The organism is Pseudomonas sp. 50_B (assembly GCF_017491625.1).
GTDB classification, from domain to species: domain Bacteria; phylum Pseudomonadota; class Gammaproteobacteria; order Pseudomonadales; family Pseudomonadaceae; genus Aquipseudomonas; species Aquipseudomonas danubii.
Map to the genome: position 1 here is coordinate 187486 of NZ_JAFGYX010000003.1, position 19038 is coordinate 206523.

General features: G+C 64.4%; 14 protein-coding genes. 8 read left to right on the forward strand and 6 right to left on the reverse strand.

Annotation, left to right across the window (positions count from 1 at the left end):
- Nucleotides 1–197 precede the first annotated feature (197 nt).
- The 7 genes from praB to J5M73_RS06240 all read left to right on the forward strand — a co-directional run bounded on the left by praB (nucleotide 198) and on the right by J5M73_RS06240 (nucleotide 10376).
- Nucleotides 198–689: an alkane oxidation protein activator PraB gene (gene praB / locus J5M73_RS06210; RefSeq protein WP_102865103.1), complete on the forward strand. Its 492-nt coding sequence runs from the start codon at nucleotides 198–200 to the stop codon at nucleotides 687–689.
- 123 nt (nucleotides 690–812) lie between these two features.
- Complete coding sequence (locus J5M73_RS06215) at nucleotides 813–2249, forward strand: outer membrane protein transport protein (RefSeq protein WP_102865102.1); 1437 nt, start codon at nucleotides 813–815, stop codon at nucleotides 2247–2249.
- A 279-nt stretch (nucleotides 2250–2528) separates the two neighbouring features.
- Nucleotides 2529–5078 carry an acyl-CoA dehydrogenase gene (locus tag J5M73_RS06220; protein WP_207815112.1) on the forward strand — a complete coding sequence of 850 codons (2550 nt, stop codon included), beginning with the start codon at nucleotides 2529–2531 and terminating at the stop codon, nucleotides 5076–5078.
- A 30-nt stretch (nucleotides 5079–5108) separates the two neighbouring features.
- A complete protein-coding gene (locus J5M73_RS06225; protein WP_207815113.1) occupies nucleotides 5109–6461 on the forward strand; it encodes a 3-oxoacyl-ACP reductase in 1353 nt (450 codons plus the stop codon).
- 3 nt (nucleotides 6462–6464) lie between these two features.
- Nucleotides 6465–7358 (forward strand): MaoC/PaaZ C-terminal domain-containing protein, encoded by an 894-nt coding sequence (locus J5M73_RS06230; RefSeq protein ID WP_207815114.1) that lies wholly within the window; start codon nucleotides 6465–6467, stop codon nucleotides 7356–7358.
- Nucleotides 7355–8653 (forward strand): acetyl-CoA C-acetyltransferase, encoded by a 1299-nt coding sequence (locus J5M73_RS06235; RefSeq protein WP_207815120.1) that lies wholly within the window; start codon nucleotides 7355–7357, stop codon nucleotides 8651–8653. Before J5M73_RS06230 ends, J5M73_RS06235 begins: the two co-directional genes overlap by 4 nt.
- Before the next feature lie 19 nt (nucleotides 8654–8672).
- On the forward strand, nucleotides 8673–10376 hold the full coding sequence (locus J5M73_RS06240) for an AMP-binding protein (RefSeq protein WP_207815122.1): 1704 nt from the start codon (nucleotides 8673–8675) through the stop codon (nucleotides 10374–10376).
- 199 nt (nucleotides 10377–10575) lie between these two features.
- Here the strand turns inward: J5M73_RS06240 and J5M73_RS06245 are convergent, their stop codons facing one another.
- The 4 genes from J5M73_RS06245 to J5M73_RS06260 are packed head-to-tail and all read right to left on the reverse strand — an operon-like array spanning nucleotide 10576 to nucleotide 15244.
- The gene (locus J5M73_RS06245; RefSeq protein ID WP_207815124.1) at nucleotides 10576–11862 is read right to left on the reverse strand and encodes an HlyD family efflux transporter periplasmic adaptor subunit; all 1287 of its coding nucleotides are present in this window, start codon (nucleotides 11860–11862) and stop codon (nucleotides 10576–10578) included.
- On the reverse strand, nucleotides 11852–13351 hold the full coding sequence (locus J5M73_RS06250; protein WP_102865095.1) for a TolC family protein: 1500 nt from the start codon (nucleotides 13349–13351) through the stop codon (nucleotides 11852–11854). The genes J5M73_RS06245 and J5M73_RS06250 overlap by 11 nt, the downstream gene beginning before the upstream one ends.
- The gene (locus J5M73_RS06255) at nucleotides 13344–14543 is read right to left on the reverse strand and encodes an ABC transporter permease (RefSeq protein WP_207815125.1); all 1200 of its coding nucleotides are present in this window, start codon (nucleotides 14541–14543) and stop codon (nucleotides 13344–13346) included. Before J5M73_RS06255 ends, J5M73_RS06250 begins: the two co-directional genes overlap by 8 nt.
- Nucleotides 14540–15244, reverse strand: a complete 705-nt coding sequence (locus tag J5M73_RS06260; protein WP_102865093.1) for an ABC transporter ATP-binding protein — start codon at nucleotides 15242–15244, stop codon at nucleotides 14540–14542. The genes J5M73_RS06255 and J5M73_RS06260 overlap by 4 nt, the downstream gene beginning before the upstream one ends.
- Before the next feature lie 353 nt (nucleotides 15245–15597).
- Between J5M73_RS06260 and J5M73_RS06265 the strand changes: the two genes are divergently transcribed.
- On the forward strand, nucleotides 15598–16332 hold the full coding sequence (locus J5M73_RS06265; protein ID WP_102865092.1) for a TetR/AcrR family transcriptional regulator: 735 nt from the start codon (nucleotides 15598–15600) through the stop codon (nucleotides 16330–16332).
- 272 nt (nucleotides 16333–16604) lie between these two features.
- Here the strand turns inward: J5M73_RS06265 and J5M73_RS06270 are convergent, their stop codons facing one another.
- Nucleotides 16605–17918: an FAD-binding oxidoreductase gene (locus J5M73_RS06270; RefSeq protein ID WP_207815126.1), complete on the reverse strand. Its 1314-nt coding sequence runs from the start codon at nucleotides 17916–17918 to the stop codon at nucleotides 16605–16607.
- Nucleotides 17915–19003: a polyamine ABC transporter substrate-binding protein gene (locus J5M73_RS06275; protein ID WP_207815127.1), complete on the reverse strand. Its 1089-nt coding sequence runs from the start codon at nucleotides 19001–19003 to the stop codon at nucleotides 17915–17917. The genes J5M73_RS06270 and J5M73_RS06275 overlap by 4 nt, the downstream gene beginning before the upstream one ends.
- Nucleotides 19004–19038 lie beyond the last annotated feature (35 nt).

Genomic DNA, 19038 nt, shown 5'->3' on the forward strand with positions numbered 1-19038 from the left:
ATTCCATGGAGGGACGCTGATGAACGTGCGATCAAGTAGTCCGAAAGCGCCGGCAGCTCAAGCCCGGTCGGTATCGCCATAGCGTGCTCCAGCACCGAATTCGGTCGAACTGGAGAGCCGATGGCGTCATCGACACCCTGGCGAGGCTGATAACCCCCTGGCAACTGCCTGTTGCCTAAATCTTGAGGAAAACAACAATGCAAAGCATCAAGACTCTGGTATCCGTAGCTTCTTTCGCCATCTGCCTGGGCGCCGCGTCGATGGCCAACGCTGCCACCATTGCACCTGCCGGTGCGTCCTTCTCGGCACCGGGCACCATCTCGGTGTCTTCGCCGGCATCGTTTGGGATTCCGGTCAATTGCAACATCAACTTCACCGGTACCGTGGCGGCCGACGGCTCCAATGCCTCGATCACCGGCGCCACCGTCAGCGGTAGCAACTCGCTGTGCGGCGTGCCGGTTCTGCTGAACCTGCCTTGGACCCTGACCGCCTCCAGCGCTACCGCGGGCACCGTGACCGGGGTCAACTTCAAGATCCTCTCCAACTGCAGCAGCACGCCGGTGACCATCAACGCCACTTGGAACAACGCCACCAACACCCTGAGCATTCCTTCGGCGCAATCCGTCGGCAGTTGCAAAATCACGGCGTTGAGCGTCAAGCCGAACCCAGCCTTCACCGTAACCCCTTGAAGTTGATCTGACTTCAGCCTGTTGATCACTTGCTGAAAAAACAGGCGCCTCGTTTGAGGCGCCTGTTGCAACGCCCTGGGTCGGTGGTGGCCGATCGCGGTCGATAATAATAAGGAGTGGGGCATGAATAATAAGAAACACAAGATCCAGGCCGCTATTGGCTTGGCGGTGCTGGGTGGCCTGATCGGTTCCGGGTCGGTGCAGGCGGGTGGTTTCTCTACTCCGACCTATGGCGCTCCAGGCTGGGGTCGGGCGTTTGGTGGTGGTTCGCTGTTCAAGAATGATCCCAGTGCTGCGTACAACAACCCGGCGGCCATGGCGTTCATCGATCACAACGTGGCACAGATGACCGTGGATTACGCGCGGATCAAGATGAAGTTCAAAGGCAACGTCAACGACTATCAGGGGAATCCGGCCTCCATCACTCCCGTGGATGACACCGGCGCTCCCAGCGGCGCGGCGATGCCCCTGACCGGCGATGGCGGGGAAGGTGGTTTCACCGCCTGGTTGCCCACCGGTTTCATGGTGATGCCGATCAACGATCGCTTTGCTTTTGGCCTCAGCCAGGTCGTGCCCTTGGGCATGCGCAGCACCTGGGACGAAGGCTGGAAAGGTCGTGACTTCGCCGTGGATACCAAGATTGAGACTGTCGGCCTCACTGGGGCCCTGTCGTTCAAGGTCCGTGAGGACTTCTCCATCGGTGCCGGGGTCATCGTGCAGCACAGCAAGGGCTTCGTCAGCCAGAACCTCAACGTCAGTGGTTCGGCGGGCATGTCGGTGCTTCCTGGAGCGCCCTCGGGCATTGGCTCCAACCTGATGCGGGTCAAGGTCGATAACACCTCGGTCGGCTGGTTCACCGGCATCACCTGGAAACCCACCGAGCAGGACACCCTGGGCCTGAACTATCACGCCAAGATCAAGAACAAGATGGAGGGCAAGTACAACATTCGTGCCGACGCCCTGGGCCGCAATTTCATGACCCAGCCGGCCGGTCCCAACGGTGAAACCCTGACCGAACTGGCCTATCCGGGCCTCAAGCTAAACCCCGATGGCGCCAACGCCAGTACCCAACTGGACATTCCGGCCACCGCCGGCCTGGACTGGGTCCACGTGTTCAACGATCGCTTCACCATGGGTGCCAGTCTGCTCTGGACCCAGTGGTCGTCGTTCAAGGACCTGACGCTGAAGTCTGATGGCAACACCCTGGTGGCGATTCCTTACAACTACAAGGACTCGATGATGTACTCCCTGGGTGGCGACTATCGCTTCACCGATGAGCTGACCCTGCGCGCCGGTGTGGCCTTCGACCAGACCCCGACTCGCAATTCGACCCGTGACCCACGGATTCCGGATAACGATCGCTGGTTCACTTCCATCGGTTTTGGCTATGACATCAAGGCCATTCCCGGGCTGACTATCGACGGCGCCTATTCCCGACAGTTCGTCAAAGAGGCCAAGCTCAAGACCGTCAACGTCGACCGTCTCGGCGGTTCCACCATCGACGGTAAAGTCGACTCCAAAGGCGAAGTGGTGAGTCTCTCCGCGACCTATCACTTCTGAGGTCTCGCGCTTCATCCATGCCTTGAGATAACGGCAGTACCAAGGGAGTGTGCGACTGCCGTTGGCTGGACGGGTCACCTCAGGACCCGTCTCGACCTGCCTGCTTTTCCAACCTTTGGCTGACATCGTTCAGCCGTTATGCGTTACCGAAAACACTCAAAATAATATTTAAAAATAAAATTTGAAACATGCTTCTTTCCTTTGTAGGGTGATCGTCGAGGGGTCGGCACAACGCCCGGGCTCCCAGTGGTTGTCTCGTTAGAACAAGAGAGGTATTCCATGATTGTCTGGTTATTGGTGGGACTCGCCGCAGCCTGTGCACTGGCCTATCGCCAGGCCGCCGCGGCCCTGTGGCTGGGCGGCGGCCTGGTATGGCTGGCGGCAGGTTATCTGTTCAATCTGGTGGGCACCCTGGGACTGACCCTCGGCGTGCTGCTGGTGCTGACGCCGGCCGCGCTGCTGAGCATCAAGCCCCTGCGCCGTGCCTTGCTCACCCGCCGCGCCCTGGCCATGTTTCGCAAGATCATGCCGGTCATGTCCGACACCGAGCGCGCCGCCATCGAGTCCGGCACGGTCTGGTGGGACGCCGAGCTGTTCAGCGGCAAGCCCGACTGGCCGCGCCTGCTGCAGGCCGCCCCGGCCAGCCTGAGCGCCGAAGAACAGGCGTTCATGGACAACGAAGTGGAAACCCTGTGCAACATGGCCAACGACTGGGAAACCACCCAGATCTGGCAGGACCTGTCGCCCAAGGCCTGGCAATACACCAAGGACGCGGGCTTTCTGGGGATGATCATTCCCAAGCAGTACGGCGGCAAAGGCTTCTCCCATTACGCCCATTCCCAGGTGGTGATGAAGCTCTCGACCCGCTGCTCGGCGGCGGCGATCTCGGTGATGGTGCCCAACTCCCTGGGCCCGGCCGAGCTATTGCTGCACTACGGCACCGAGGCCCAGCGCCAGCATTACCTGCCGCGCCTGGCTCGCGGCGAAGACATTCCGTGCTTTGCCCTGACCAGCCCCTATGCCGGTTCCGACGCCGGGGCCATTCCCGACGTCGGGGTGGTGTGCAAGGGCCAGTTCGAAGGCCAGGAGGTGCTGGGCTTTCGCGTCACCTGGGACAAGCGCTACATCACCCTGGGCCCCATCGCCACGGTGCTGGGCCTGGCGTTTCGCGCCGAAGACCCGGACGGCCTGCTGGGCAGCAAGGGCAGCCTGGGGATTACCTGCGCACTGATTCCCACCACCCATCCGGGGGTCAATACCGGGCGTCGCCACTGGCCGCTGAACGCGGTGTTCCAGAACGGCCCGACCACCGGCAAGGATGTGTTCATTCCCCTGGAATGGGTGATCGGCGGCGGCGCCCAGGTGGGCAACGGCTGGCGCATGCTGATGGAGTGCCTGGCCGCCGGGCGCGCCATTTCCCTGCCGTCGGCCAACGTCGGCCTGGGCAAGGTGGCGGTGCGCGGCACCACCGCCTACGCGGCGATGCGCAAGCAGTTCGGCTTGCCCATCGGCAAGTTCGAAGGGGTGCAGGCGCCGTTGGCGCGCATGGCCGGGCACCTGTATGCCTGCGATGCGGTGCGCAAGGTTTCGGTGGCGTCCCTGGATGCCGGCGAGAAACCTTCGGTGATCTCGGCGATTGCCAAATACCACGTCACCGAGCGGGCCCGGGCCATCGTCAACGACGGCATGGACATCGTCGCCGGCAAGGGCATCTGCATGGGCCCCAACAACTTCCTGGCCCGGGCCTACCAGCAAAGCCCGATTGCCATCACCGTGGAAGGCGCGAACATCATGACCCGCTGCCTGATCATCTACGGCCAGGGGCTGATCCGTTGCCATCCTTATGTGTTCCGTGAAATGGAAGCCGCTCGCGATGGTGGACGCAAAGGCCTGGAAGCGTTCGACAGCGCCATGTTCGGCCATATCAGCTTTGTCTGCGCCAACACTGTGCGCGCCGCGGTGCATGCCCTGACCGGCGGCCGCCTGATCAAAGCCCCGGCCAACACCGACAAGGCCCTGGCTGGCTATTACCGGCAGATCCAGCGTCTGTCGGTGGTGCTGGCCCTGGCTTCGGACATTTCCATGGGCGTGCTGGGCGGTGCCCTCAAGCGCAAGGAAAGCATCACCGGACGCCTGGGGGACATTCTTTCCCAGCTGTACATCCTGTCCTGCGTGCTGAAGCGTTTCGAGGACGATGGCCGGCCCCAGGCCGATCTGCCGCTGGTGCATTGGGCGGCCCAGGATGCCCTGCTGCGGGCCCATGAAGCCCTGGCCGAGGTGCTGGACAACTATCCGTCCAGAGCGGCGGCGCGGATTATTCGTGGTCTGAGCTTCCCCCTGGGCATTCCCCAGCACAAACCCAGCGACCGCTTGCTGGCCGAGGTGGCCGAGCTGGTGCAAACCCCAGGTGCCACCCGGGACCGCCTGTTGGCCGACTCCTACATCCCGCAACCGGACATCGACAAACTGGCCTACGGCGAACTGGCGTTCCGCCTGCAACCGCAAGTGGAACTGATCGAGGCCCGGCTCAAGCCGGCGATCAAGCAGGGCGCCCTGGCGCCGTTGCCGATCTCCCGCGAGGCCTTCGGCGTGTGGCGGGTCCAGGCTCTGGAACAGCAGTTGATCAGCCAGGACGAAGACGAGCTGCTCAGTCGTTACGTGGAATACGGCGATCACGCGATCCAGGTCGACGACTTCCCCCAGGACTTCGGGCTGCTGGAAGCCTTGCAACAGCGTCAGGCGCACTTCGAGCAAAGCGCCAAGCCGGCCTCGCGCAAACGTGCCGCCAGCAGCGAAGACGCGGTGCTGGCCAGCGATTCGGCCTATTGAGCCTCTACTGGATTGGATCGGGATCTCTTTATGTCTGACGGTTATCTTTCGTTCGTCAATTCCGGGTGGGGCCGCTGGCTGGCCCAACGGACCGGCCTGCCGCAACCGCTGCCGCTGCAACGCCAGCGCGAGGGGCAGGGCGGCAACCTGATCAACCCGGTGGTCCTCGCCGCGGCGCCCGAGGGGCGCCTTCTGGGCGAGCTGCAACGGATCTTCGCCGCCACCGACACCGTGGCGGCCCAGGCCGCAAGCATCAACGCGCCCTCGACCGTGAAGGTCCAGGGCCTGGTCTTCGACGCCAGCGGGCTGGCGGATATCGCCCAGCTCGATGAGCTGTACCGCTTCTTCCATGCCAATGTCCGGCGCCTGACCGCCCACGGTCGGGTGCTGGTGCTGGGCACGCCGCCGGAGCACTGCAAGGCGCTGGCCCAGGCCGTGGCGCAGCGGGCCCTGGAGGGTTTCGTGCGCTCCCTGGGCAAGGAGTTGCGCCGGGCCATTACCGCGCAACTGCTGTATGTCGAGCCCGGTGCCGAAGCTGAACTGGACAGCAGCCTGCGGTTTTTCCTGTCCCGTCGTTCGGCCTATGTCTCGGGTCAGGTGGTGCGCATCGGCGAGCCGGTGGATGTGCCCCGGCACATCGACTGGGCCCAGCCACTGGAGGGCCGGCGGGCCCTGGTCACGGGGGCCTGTCGCGGCATTGGCCTGGCCATTGCCCAGGTCCTGGCCCGGGAAGGCGCCCAGGTGGTGTGCCTGGACATTCCCCAGGTCGAGGCTGAGTTGCAGCAGGCGGCAGCGGGCCTCAAGGGCAGCGCCCTGGCCCTGGACATCACCGCTTCTGGTGCCGGGCAGCGGCTGCTGGAGTTCGTCGGTGAGCACGGTGCTTTCGATATCGTCGTGCACAACGCCGGCATCACCCAGGACAAGACCCTGGCGAAGATGACCGAAGCCGCTTGGCGCAAGGTCATGGCCGTCAACCTGGAAGCACCGCTGCTACTGAGCCAGGCGCTGCTGGAGGGCCAGGGCCTGAACCCGGGGGGACGGATCGTCTGTGTCTCGTCGATTTCCGGAATCGCCGGCAACCTCGGGCAAAGCAACTACGCCACCTCCAAGGCCGGGGTGATTGGCCTGGTGCAGAACCTGGCGCCCCTGGCGGCGCGCCAGCAGATCACCGTCAACGGCGTGGCCCCGGGGTTCATCGAAACCCAGATGACCGCGAAGATCCCGCTGCTGATCCGCGAGGCGGGACGGCGCATGAACTCCATGAACCAGGGCGGGCAGGCCGTGGACGTGGCGGAAACCATCGCCTGGCTGGCCCATCCGGGTTCCGGCGGGATCAATGGGCAGGTGGTCCGCGTCTGCGGGCAAAGCCTGCTGGGGGCCTGAGCCATGAATAGCGACAGCGCCATTCGCATCATCGAACCGCCACCGTCCCGGGGCCAACTGCTCTATGACGGCATCCGCAGCCTGCGCAAGCCCAAGCCGGACGCCGCGCCGGCGCTGCCCGCCGAGCGCCTGGTGCGTCCGGCGGTGGAGTTGCAGGCCGCCGGGATCGCCCGCTACGCCCAGGCCTGCGGCTTTCGCCGGGAACACGGGGTGCCGCTGGCCTTTCCCCATACCCTGGCGTTTCCCTTGCACCTGTTGTTGCTGACCGACCGCAGGTTTCCCTATCCGGCCAGCGGCATGGTTCACCTGGCCAATCGCATTCGCCAGTACCAGAAGCTGGAGGAGGGCCAGGCCCTGCGCCTGGAAGTGTTCGCCGAACGCTGGCTGGCCCATCCCAAGGGCCAGGCGCTGTCCATCGCCACCCGGGCCCACAGCGGTGGCAGCCTGGTCTGGGAAAGCCACAGCCTGTATCTGCGCCGTGGCGTGTCCAGCCCCATCGGCGAGCCCTGGGAAGGCGCGCTGAAGCAGGATGAAGCGCCGCTGATTCGCACTCAGCGCTGGAACCTGGGGGGCGACCTGGGACGGCGTTTCGCCCAGGTCAGCGGCGATTTCAATCCGATCCACACCTCCTGGCTCGGCGCCCGGCTGTTCGGTTTCCGTCGGCCCATCACCCACGGCATGTGGACCCTGGGCCGGGCCCTGGCAGCGCAGCAGCCGCCCCATCCACTGGCGGCGGCGGAGCTGGACTGCGAGTTCAAGCTGCCGATCTTCCTGCCGGCGGCGGTGACCTTGTGGAACCGTCTGCCGGACGGTCCGCGCCATGCGTTCGAAGTGCGCAACAACGCGGGGGACAAACCCCACATGCGCGGCCTATTTATCTGGGGAGCTGGGCAATGACTGAGTACAGTTTCAATCCGGCGCCGGTGCGCCGGGTGGCGATCATCGGCGGCAACCGGATTCCGTTCGCCCGCTCCAATACGGTGTATGCCAACGACAGCAACCAGGACCTGCTGGTGGCGGCGTTGCAGGGGCTGGTGGATCGTTACGGCCTGTCGGGCCAGCGCCTGGGGGAGTTCGCCGCGGGGGCGGTGATCAAGCATTCCCGGGATTTCAACCTGGCCCGGGAAAGCCTGCTGTCCACCACGCTGTCGCCGCAGACCCCGGCCTACGACGTGCAGCAGGCGTGCGGCACTGGGCTTGAGGCGGCGCTGCTGGTGGCCAACAAGATCGCCCTGGGGCAGGTCGAAGTGGGCATCGCCGGTGGTGCCGACACCACTTCCGATGCGCCCATCGGCATCAACGAAGGGCTGCGGCGGACCTTGCTCCAGGCCAATCGCGCCAAGGGCGCCGGCAACAAACTGCGCAGCTTGCTCAAGGTGCGCCCGGGGATGTTGTTCAAGCCGCTGCTGCCGCGCAACGGCGAGCCGCGCACCGGGCTGTCCATGGGTGAGCACTGTGAAGAAATGGCCAAGCGCTGGCATATCAAGCGTCTGGCCCAGGATGAACTGGCCCTGGCCAGCCACCAGCAACTGCAGGCCGCTTATCAGCGCGGCTTCTTCGACGACCTGATCACCCCGTATCGCGGCCTGACCCGGGACAACAACCTGCGGGCTGATGCCAGCCTGGAGAAGCTCGCCGGCCTGGGCCCGGCGTACGACCGCCACAACGGCACCCTGACCGCCGGCAACTCGACCCCGCTCACCGACGGTGCCTCGGTGGTGCTGCTGGCCAGCGAGGAGTGGGCCGCCGCCCACAACCTGCCGGTGCTGGCCTACCTGCGGACCGGGGAAACTGCCGCAGTGAACTTCGTCGACGGTACGGAAGGGCTGCTGATGGCTCCGGCCTACGCGGTGCCGCGCATGCTCGCCCGGGAAGGCCTGGGCTTGCAGGATTTCGACTTCTACGAGATTCACGAGGCTTTTGCCGCCCAGGTGCTGTGCACCCTCAAGGCCTGGGAAGACGCCGATTACTGCCGGGAAAAACTCGGCCTTGAAGGGCCGCTGGGCAGCATCGAGCGCAGCAAACTCAACGTCAACGGCGGCTCCCTGGGCTGCGGGCATCCCTTTGCCGCCACCGGCGGGCGCCTGCTGGCGACCCTGGCCAAGGCGATCCACCAGCGCGGTTCCGGCCGCGGGCTGATTTCCGTTTGTGCAGCCGGCGGGCTGGGTATCACCGCCATCGTCGAAAAATAAAATAACCAGGAGACTGCCAATGAGTGTCGTGAGCCTGCAACCCGCCGAGCGTATCTGGCTGAACGCTTACCTGCCGGGTGTGCCCAGCGATATCGAAGCCGACATCGACCGCTACCCGTCGCTGCGGGAAGTGTTCCTCGAACACGTGGACAAGTACCGCCACCGGGTGGCCTACGTCAGCATCGGCACCGAGATGGGCTACGACCTCTGGGAGAAGCGCGTATTCGCCTTCGCCGCCTGGTTGCAATCCAAAGGGGTGAAGAAGGGCGATCGGGTGGCCCTGATGATGCCCAACTGCCTGCAATATCCGATCTGCCTGTTCGGCACCCTGTTGGTGGGGGCGGTGGTGGTCAACGTCAACCCGCTGTACACCGCCCATGAACTGCGGCACCTGCTCAAGGACAGTGGCGCCGAAACCGTGGTGATCTTCGAGAACTTCGCCCACACCCTGGAGCAGGCGATGCCGGGCAGCCAATTGAAGAGCGTGGTGGTGGCCGCCATTGGCGACTTGCTGGGCACCTTCAAGGGCGCGGCCTTGAACTTCGCCCTGCGCCATGTGCAGAAGCAGGTGCCCAAGTTCAACCTGCCAGGCTCGATCCGCTTCCCGGCGATGATGAAACTGGCCGCCGTGCTGGAGCCCCGTCCAGTGGACCTGAAGCAGGACGACATCGCCTTTTTGCAATACACCGGCGGCACCACCGGCGATGCCAAGGGCGCCATGCTCAGCCACCGCAACATCCTCGCCAACCTGATGCAGGCCAAGGCCTGGGTTGGCGACCAGTTGGACGAAAACCAGCAGGAAACCAACGTCACCTTGCTGCCGCTGTACCACGTGCTGTCACTGACGGTGAACTGCCTGATGTTCATGTGCCTGGGCGGGCGCAACATCCTGATCGCCAACCCGCGGGACGTGAAGCGGGTGCAGATGATCCTGCGCAAGGAGAAGTTCAGCGGCATCGTCGGGGTCAACACTCTGTTCAACGGCTTGCTGGAGAACGAAGAGTTTCGTGGCCGGGACTTCTCCGACCTGAAGCTGGCCATCGCCGGTGGCATGGCCACCCACACCGCCGTGGCCCGGCGCTGGAAGGAAGTCACCGGGGTGCCGATCATCGAAGGCTACGGCCTCACCGAATGCTCGCCGGTGGTGAGCATCAGCCCGATCGACATCGCGCGCATGCGCGAGGGTGACTTCACCGGGACCATCGGCGTGCCGCTGCCGTCGACCTGGGTGCGCTTCGTGCGCGAGGACGGCGAACTGGCGGAGCTGGGCGAGGAGGGCGAGTTGCAGGTGCGTGGCCCCCAAGTGATGAAGGGCTACTGGCAGCGTCCGGAAGAGACCGCCAAGGTCCTGGACCGTCATGGCTGGCTGTCCACCGGGGATATCGGGGTGATGAACGAGCAGGGCTTCATCCGTCTGGTGGACCGCAAGAAGGACATGATCCTGGTGTCCGGCTTCAACGTGTACCCCAACGAGATCGAGGATGTGGTGGCCTTGCATCCGGGCGTGGCGGAAGTGGCGGCGATCGGGGTCGAGGATGGGGTGACGGGGGAGAAGGTGAAGATCTTCGTGGTGCGCAAGGACCCGAACCTGACCCAGGAGCAGTTGCTGGCCCACTGCCGCGAGTACCTGACCGGCTACAAGGTGCCGCGCTACGTCGAGTTCCGTACCGAAGAGTTGCCCAAGACCACCGTGGGCAAGGTCCTGCGTCGGGCCCTGCGTTAGTTCCGAGGGCGTCCGAGGTTGTTCTGAAGATCGTCAAGCAAGGCCCTGCGGGCCTTTTCGCAGCCTCGCCGGGGCTCGGCAGCGGCTACCGCCACGGCGATCACTGTAGCCGCTGCCGAAGGCTGCGAACGGCCCGCAGGGGCGCATGCGTCCCGAGGGCGCTAGAGGTTCCTCGGCCAATAGCTAGGCAAGCCTGAACCTACAAGGCGTTGGGCAGGCGGACCTGGCCCGGCTGCAGGCCGAACACTTCGATACCCTCCGCCGTCGATTGGCCGACGCTCACCGGCAGCCGTTGTGCCGGCTGATCGGCGCTCGCCCGATATTCCACACTCATGCCATCTGCGCCGCGCTGGATCGCTGCCGGCGGGATGACGATTGCCTGATCGTTGCGGTAGGTGATGATGGTCAATCGCGCGCTCATGCCCAGGCGCACCCGCTGCAGTTGTTCCCGGGTCAGCGTGGGGATCGACAGGGTCACCGGGAACTGTGCGCTGGCGCCGCTGGCGTCGCCGGGCAGGGCCAGGCTGCTGACGATGTCCACCTGGCCATTGAGGCGTTCGCCATCAAAGCCGTCACCGAGGATTTCCACGCTCTGGCCCTGACGCAGCTGGTTGATGTCCAGCTCCGAGACCTTGCTGACGATCTTCAGTTGCTCGATGTTGGCCAGGCCGAACAGGGCCTGGCCCTGGCCGACCTTGCTGCCGGTCTGCACCGGGCCCGAGGCCCCTGCCGAGGCGATTTGGCTCAGGTTGACGCCCGGCGCCGGCACCACGATGCCGGCAAACGGCGCGGTGACGTCCTTGCCCGCCAGCAGAGCGCGCAGGGCTTCGTATTTGACCGTGGCATTGGTCAGTTCCATCTCGGCAATCTGCCGGTATTCGCCCTTGCCCTGATCCAGGGCCTGTTGCAGCTCGCCCTGGGCCGCGCTCAGGTCCAGGCGCTGGGTCTGCAGTTGTTGGGTCAGGTCGTCCAGTTCGTTGCGGGGAATGATGCCCCGGGCAAACAGGCTCTGGCTTTCACTGAGCTTGCGCTCGGAATTGCTGACCGTCATCTGCGAGGAACGCAAGGTCCGCCGGGCACGGGTGACCTGGGCGCTGTTGTTCCAGTCCTGCAGTTCCTGGACGCTGCGTCGGGCCTTGAGCTGGACCGACAAGGCTTCGCGCAACTGGATCTCGATCAGGCTGGGGTCCATTTTCAGCAGGGTCTGGCCGGCCTCCACCCGTTGGCCCTGTTCCACCAGGTTGGCCAGGACAATGCCGTCGAACGGCGCGGTCAGGCTGATGGTGCGCTGGGGTTCGATCTTGCCCACCAGGCCGATCTGATGAATCAGCGGCGCACTGCTGACCTCGATCCAGCGGCCCTTGTCAGTCGCTGTGTGGTCCGGGGCGTGGTAACCGATCAGGGCCACGCCGGCCAAGGCCAGCACCACCAGCGCCGCGCCCCCTTGCAGGTAGCGTTTGCGCGAGCTTTTCTGCTCAGTAGTCATTGAGCGCAATGTCCCAGGTCTCCAAGGTCGTGCCCAGGGTCAGGTCCAGTTGGGTCTGGGCGTTGAGGTAGGCGATAAGTGCGTTGAGGCGGGCGTTTTCACTGGTGCGCAGGTCGCTTTCATAGCTCAGCACCTGAAAGTTGCTGGAGCGTCCGGCGCTGAGTTTCTCTCGTTCGATCTCCAGTTTGCGCTTGGACAGTTCCACGGCGCGCTGGGCAATTTCATACTGGCGCCAACGGGTGCCGAGGTCGCGCACCACGTCATTGACACTGCGCTCCAGGGCCTGGCGGGCATCGGCCAGGACCAGCGCCTGGTTTTCCACGTCGACCCGGGCGTGGACTTCCGCCTGGCGGGTACTGAGGTCGCCAATGGGGATCTGCACCTGGACCCCGGCATAGCTGTCCCAGGTCCTGCCCGCGCCATTGCCGCCGTCGTTGTCGTAGCGGTTGCGCACCTGGTTGGCACCGGCCACCAGGGACACGTCCCAACGGCCCTGGTCCTTGGCGATCACCAGGTTCAGATCGGCCTGCTGGCTGCCGAGCAAGGTCGCCAGGTAACTGGGTTGCTGGAGCTGGGCCAGGCGCAGGGCGTCCTGCTGGTCGATGTTGATCCTGGCGGCCTCCAGGGCGTCGCTGGCGCGAATGCGCGTGGACAGGTCCAGGGCCAGCAGCCGCAGCAGCGACAGGCGATTGATGTCCACCTGATTGCGCGCTTCTTCGACCCCCAGTTCCTGGCTGGCGATATCGGCTTCGGTCTGCACGATCTCGAACTCGGCCATGCGCCCGGCAGCGATCAGCGCCTTGTTCACCTGGAGCAGGGCATTGGCGCGCTTGAGGGCATCCTCGACGATCGCCAGCTGTTGCTGGGCCCGCAGCAGCTCGCGGTAGGCGCCGATGATGTCGCTGATGGTCTGCGCCACGTTGGCCTTGAGGTTGAGGCGATAGGCCTGTTCGTTGATCCGCGCCAGGCGTAGCGGCGCGGTGGTCACATCCCAGCCGGCGCCCTTGAGCAGGGGCTGGATAATCGCCAGGTCGAGGCCGTCGCGTCGGTAGTAGCCGGCCCGATTGGCATTGCTCAACTCTTGCCGCCAGGCCATGTTCAAGCGGGTGCCGTACTCCCCCAGCAGACTGGAACTGGGCGTGAGCATGGCGTTGCGTACCCCGTCGTGGCTGCCCTTGTTGGCCTGATAGGTGCCACTGAGGAGCAGTTTGGGATTGAAGGCATCTTCCGAGACCCGCAGGTCGAACTTTTGCGCCACGCGCTGCAAGTAGGCGCTGCGAATCCCGCGGTTGTTGCGCAGGCCCAGGTAGACCGCGTCGGCGAGGGTCAGGTCGGTCTGCTGCTGGCTCAGCAGGACGCTGCGTTCATAGCCGCTGTGCAGGGTCGGGGCTGACGCCTGGCGAGCCACATTCATGTCCTGGGAGGCGGCGTGCCCCAAGGGGCTGATCAGCCACAGCAGCAACAGCCCGGCGCGTTGGCGATCATTCATCGCGCAGCGCCTCCACCGGTTGCAGGCGCGAGGCCGAGATGGCCGGGTACAGGCCGAAGAACAGGCCGATCAACAAGGTGCTGCCGATGCCCAGGGGCAGGGATGCAGAGGCCAGGGAAAACTGCCAGCCGGAAACCCGGGCATAGAGGTAGGCGGCGCTCATGCCCAGCACCGCCCCGGACAGAGCACCGACCGCCGTCAGGGTCACGGCTTCGAGCAGGAACAGGTTGCGGATATCCCGGCGCCTGGCGCCCAGGGCCATGCGGATGCCGATCTCGCGGCGCCGTTCCGAGACGTTCATCAGCATCACGTTCATCACCCCGACCCCGCCCCCCACCAGGGAGATGCCCCCCAGGGCCATCAGCAGGTAACCGAAGGTGCGGCTTTGCCGGGTCATGCCGTCGATGATCTTTTGCGGTATCTGTACTTCCACGCCCCGTCCCGGTAGCTGTTTTTTCAGCGCATCGCCCAGGGCCGTGGCCAGCTGGTTCATGTCCTGGGAGGGAGCGGCGCGGGCTATCAGGTTGCTGATCTGCGCACTGGAGGATATTCGCCGCATGCCCTCCAGAGGTACGAACAGGGATTCGTTGGTCTGTACCGGGATCAGCACGGCAGCCGGTTGCGAGTGCAGGATGCCAATCACCTGGAACAGGTAATCGTTGATACGGATTCTGTCGCCCAGGCGCAGTGGGGCATGGGGCTGGCTCAGGGCCTGGGCCACTTGCGCCCCCACCACCGCGTAGGTTTCGGTGGCATCGAATTCCGAGAGGAAGCGTCCTTGCTGCAGTTGCAGGCGCATGGCGTCGTTCAATGCAGCGGTGCTGCCCACCAGGTTGGCGTTGGTGGTGCGTCCCTGGAACACCACCGGGCCGCTGAACAACGCCACCGGGGCGATGTGCAGCAGGTTGGGCAGGGCCTTGTACAGGGTGGCCAGGTCCAGCGCCGCCGGCATGGGCGTGCGCGTCCCCGAAGTGTCGGGGAACTGCACTGCCAGGGTGTCGGTGCCCATGTCCTGGAAGATGGCCGCGGCGTCTTCGGCGGCGTTATGGCCGATATTGATCAGGGCCACCACCGATGAACTGCCGATGACGATCCCCAGCAAGGCCAGGATCGAACGCTTGCCCAGGGTGCGCAGGCTGACCAAGGCTTCGTGCAGCAACTGGTTGGCGCTTTGCTCGACCTTGAGGCTCATGCCGGGCAGACCTCCTGGACCACGCCGTTGGTGACCCGGATCTGCCGCTCCAGGCGCTGGGCGATGCCCGGGTCGTGGGTGACGATGATCAGCGTCACCTGGCGCTCGCGGTTCAGCGACAGCAGCAGGTCCATGATCTCCTGGGCGGTATGGCTGTCGAGGTTGCCGGTGGGTTCGTCGGCGAGGATCACCGAGGGTTCGCCCACCAGGGCCCGGGCAATCGCCACCCGCTGGCGCTGACCGCCGGAGAGGTCCGCCGGGCGGTGGTGGGCCCGTTGCCCCAGGCCCACCTGATCGAGCATGTGCTGGGCGCGTTCCAGCGATTCACGCCGTGCCACTGCGCGATAGCTCAGGGGCAGGGCGACATTGTCCAGGGCACTGAGGCGCGGCAGCAGGTTGAAACTCTGGAAGACGAAGCCGATCTGCTGGTTGCGGATCGCCGCCAGTTGGTCGGGGCTGGCGCGGAAGATATCGTGCCCGGCAAAGCGGTAGTCGCCGTTGTCGGGCAGGTCCAGCAGGCCGAGGATGTTGAGCAGGGTGCTCTTGCCGGAACCGGAGGCACCGAGAATGGCGCAGCTTTCACCGGCTTCGATGGACAGGGAAACGTTCTTGAGAATGTGGAGCGGTTGCTCCGCCAGCCGATAGCTCTTGCCTATGCCTTGCAGGGAGATAAAACCTGGGTCGATTATCGTCGCTGTCATCGCTTACCGCGCCGGCTGGCTCGACTGAATGCTTGAACACTCCCACCACGTACGGCTCGTGCAGCGGGGGTTCAGGGGCAACGCCAAGCTCTGGTTTTATTTATTATTTTAAAAAATTTGTTTGAATAGTAACTGCGTTCATCCTGGCGCGCCAGCTGTCTGAACCGGGTAATTGCGGGCTTTTTTCGGGATTTTTCGACCAGGAACCGGCGGGTCACAAAACGGCCTCGGGCCGCAGGGGACGTCCCTGGGACGCTTGCTTTTAGGGCTTCTCGCAGGTATAAAAAATCAAATTTTTTTTTAAAACACTGTTCGAACGGTCAGTTTTTCATCCCAGCAAAGGTTAGTCCTCCATGGTCGCCAAGAAACTCAGTGCCCCCAATGTCACCAAGACCCGACTGCTGGAAGCGACCGAGGCATTGTTCATCAAGTACGGCTACGACGCCGTGCTGCTGCGTCAGATCACCGAGCGCGCCCAGGTCAACCTGGCGGCGGTGAACTATCACTTCGGCGACAAGGATTCGCTGATGAAGGCCCTGCTGATGCAGCGCCTGGGCCCCCTCAACGATCAACGCCTGGAGCTGTTGGCCAAATGTGAAGAGCAGGCCCAGGGACCGCTGGATTGCGAGACCCTGCTGGGGGTGCTGTTCGCCCCGGCCATGGGCCTGGAGCGCAGTGATGAAAGCGGTGGCCTGGAAGGCCGGTCGTTCATCCGTTTCCTGGGGCGGGTGTACAGCGATACCTCGCCGTTCATTCAGGAATACCTCAAGGAACACTACCAACCGGTGTTCGAGCGCTTCTTCAAGGCCTTCGCCCTGGCGCTGCCGGACCTGCCGCGCAACGAATTGGGGGTGCGCCTGCAGTTTGCCCTCAAGGCGATTTCCGGGGTGATGGCCGGCACCGAACTGCGCTTGCTGATGCAGGCCATGAGCCTGGGCCGTCCGGCCACCGACGCCGAAGTCATGGCCAAGCTGATCAGCCTGGTGTCGGCGGCGATTCGTGCGCCCATGCAGGACCCCGACTCCGAGCAGGCCCTGGAAAAGGTCTTGAACACTCAGCGCCTGATTCGTCAGCACAGCCAGTCCTAGGTCGGAATGATTCCTGTCTGAGGAGCTGCCGCTCCTGCCAGCAGCGCACCGTGCCGGCAGGAGCGGCAGTGTCATTCGAAGCATCAATATTGCTCAGGGCTGCGGCCGCCATGTGCCAGGTTCCGCTCCTCGCATCTACCCTGGAGCGCCCGGCATTCAGAATGAGCAGCCACAACGGGTCAATGCGCTGTTGCTGGATTTTCCGCAGTGACGGTCTCCTGGAGAACCTGCCCGCCCCATAGCAAGCGGGGTGGGCCGGCGAAGGCGGGCGGTCAACCGAGCATTTCCCGCATCCGGTGCCAGAGCATGCCCAGGGCCAGCAGCGGTGCGCGCAGGGCTGGGCCGCCGGGGAAGGTCATGTGTGGGACGGCGCTGAACACATCCAGGCCATGGCTGTGCCCGGCATGGATGGCTTCGGCCAGCAGCCGTGCAGTCCAGTGGGTGACATTCAGGCCATGACCGGAATAGCCCTGGGCGTAGTACACGTTGGGGTACTGGTGCAGCCGACCTACCTGGGGGAAGCGATTGGCGGTGATGCCAATCTTGCCGCCCCATTGGAAGTCGATGGCCACATCGTTCAATTGCGCAAATACCTTGAGCATCTTCGGCCGCATGTAGGCGCCGATGTCCGCAGGATCACGCCCTGAATAGTGGCAGGCACCGCCGAACAGCAGGCGTCGATCCGCCGTCAGCCGGTAGTAGTCCAGGCCCACTTTCTGGTCGCACAGCGCCAGGTTCTGCGGGATCAACTGTGTCGCCAGCGCCTCAGGCAATGGCTCGGTGGTGATGATGTAGCTGCCGGCGGGCAATACCTTGCCGCTCAGGCGCGGTTCCAGTTCATCCAGGTGGGCGTTGCATCCGAGCACCACGCTGGCGGCGCGCACGGTGCCTGTGGCGCAACGCACCTCGACGCGGTTGCCATGCACCAGTTCCAGCACCGGGCTCTGTTCGAAGATCCTCACCCCCAGGGAGGCCGCGACCCGCGCTTCCCCCAACACCAGCTTGAGTGGGTGCAGATGCCCCGAGCCCATGTCCACCAGGCCCCCGGCATACACCGGGGAGTCCACCACCTGATGCATGTCCTGAGGCGCCACCAGGCGGGTAGGGTGGCGGTAGCCCAGGCTCGCCAGATGCTCCTGTTCTGCCTGGAACGCCGCGAACTGGGCCGGGGTATTGGCCAGCTCGCAGAAGCCCCAGCGCAGGTCGCAGTCGATACCGTGCTCGGCGATGCGCTGACGCACCACGTCCACCGACTCGATCCCGGCATGCTCGAGGTATTTCACCCCTTCCTTGCCGACGTAGCGGGCAAAGCCGCTGACGTCGTGGCCAATGCCGCGGATCAGCTGGCCGCCGTTGCGCCCACTGGCGCCCCAGCCGATGCGCCGGGCTTCCAGGAGAATCACCGACAGCCCGCGCTGGGCCAGCTCGATGGCAGTGTTGACGCCGGTGAAACCTGCGCCGATGACACAGACGTCGGCGCTCAGGTCACCGTCCAGGGACGGATAGCCAGGCAGGCTGCCGGCGGAGGCGGCGTAGTAGGAGCGGGCATGCTCGCTGGCGGTGCCCGAGTGTCTTGGCTGAATCATTTGTTGGACTTCACTTTGCTCCAGGAGCGGGTCATCAAGCGCATGATGGCCGGCGACTGGGTGGTGGAAATGTACAGTTTGTCGAGCACGTCCTGAGGCGGGTACACCTCGGGATTGTTCACCAGCTCGGCGTCCATGTACGGCTGGGAGGCCGGGTTGGGGTTGGCATAGCCGACATAGGCGCTGACCTTGGCGATCACTTGCGGGTCCAGCAGGTAATTGATGAAGGCGTGAGCCTCCTTGACGTTGCCGGCATCGGCGGGAATCGCCAGCAGGTCGAACCACAGGTTGCTGCCTTCCTTGGGAATGGCGTAGGCGATGTTCACCCCGTTCTTGGCTTCCTTGGCCCGGTTGGCGGCCTGGAACACATCCCCGGAGTAGCCGAAGGCGATGCAGATATCACCGTTGGCCAGGTCCGAGACGTACTTGGAGGAGTGGAAGTAGGTGATGTACGGGCGCAGGGTCAGCAGCTTGGCCTCGGCCTTCTGGTAGTCCTCGGGTTTTTCGCTGCGCGGGTCCAGGCCCAGGTAGTTGAGCACCGCCGGGAACACTTCATCCGGCGAGTCCATCATCGACACCCCGCATTGCTGGAGCTTCTTCAGGTTTTCTGGCTCCAGCAGCACCGCCCAGGAGTCGATGTGGTCGATGCCCAGCACCTGCTTGACCTTGTCGACGTTGTAGCCGATGCCGTTGGTGCCCCACAGGTAGGGCACCGAGTACTGGTTGCCGGGGTCGTTCTGCTCCAGCAGCGCCAGCAGCTTGGGGTCCAGGTTCTTCCAGTTGGGCAACTGCGAGCGGTCCAGCTTGAGGAACGCGCCGGCCTTCACCTGGCGCGCCAGGAAATGGTTGGAGGGCACCACCACGTCGTAGCCGGTGCGCCCGGCCAGCAACTTGCCCTCCAGGGTTTCGTTGGAGTCGAACACGTCGTAGATCACCTTGACCCCGCTTTGCCCCTGGAAGTCGGCGAGGGTGGTCTGGCCGATGTAGTCGGTCCAGTTGTACACGCTGACACTGGGTTGTGCCTGGACGGCGGCGCTCATCAAGGCCGCCAGTGCTGCCGGGATCACTGTTTGCAAAAGACGCATGTCGACACCTCTTCGGGTTGTTTTTGTTGATTGCG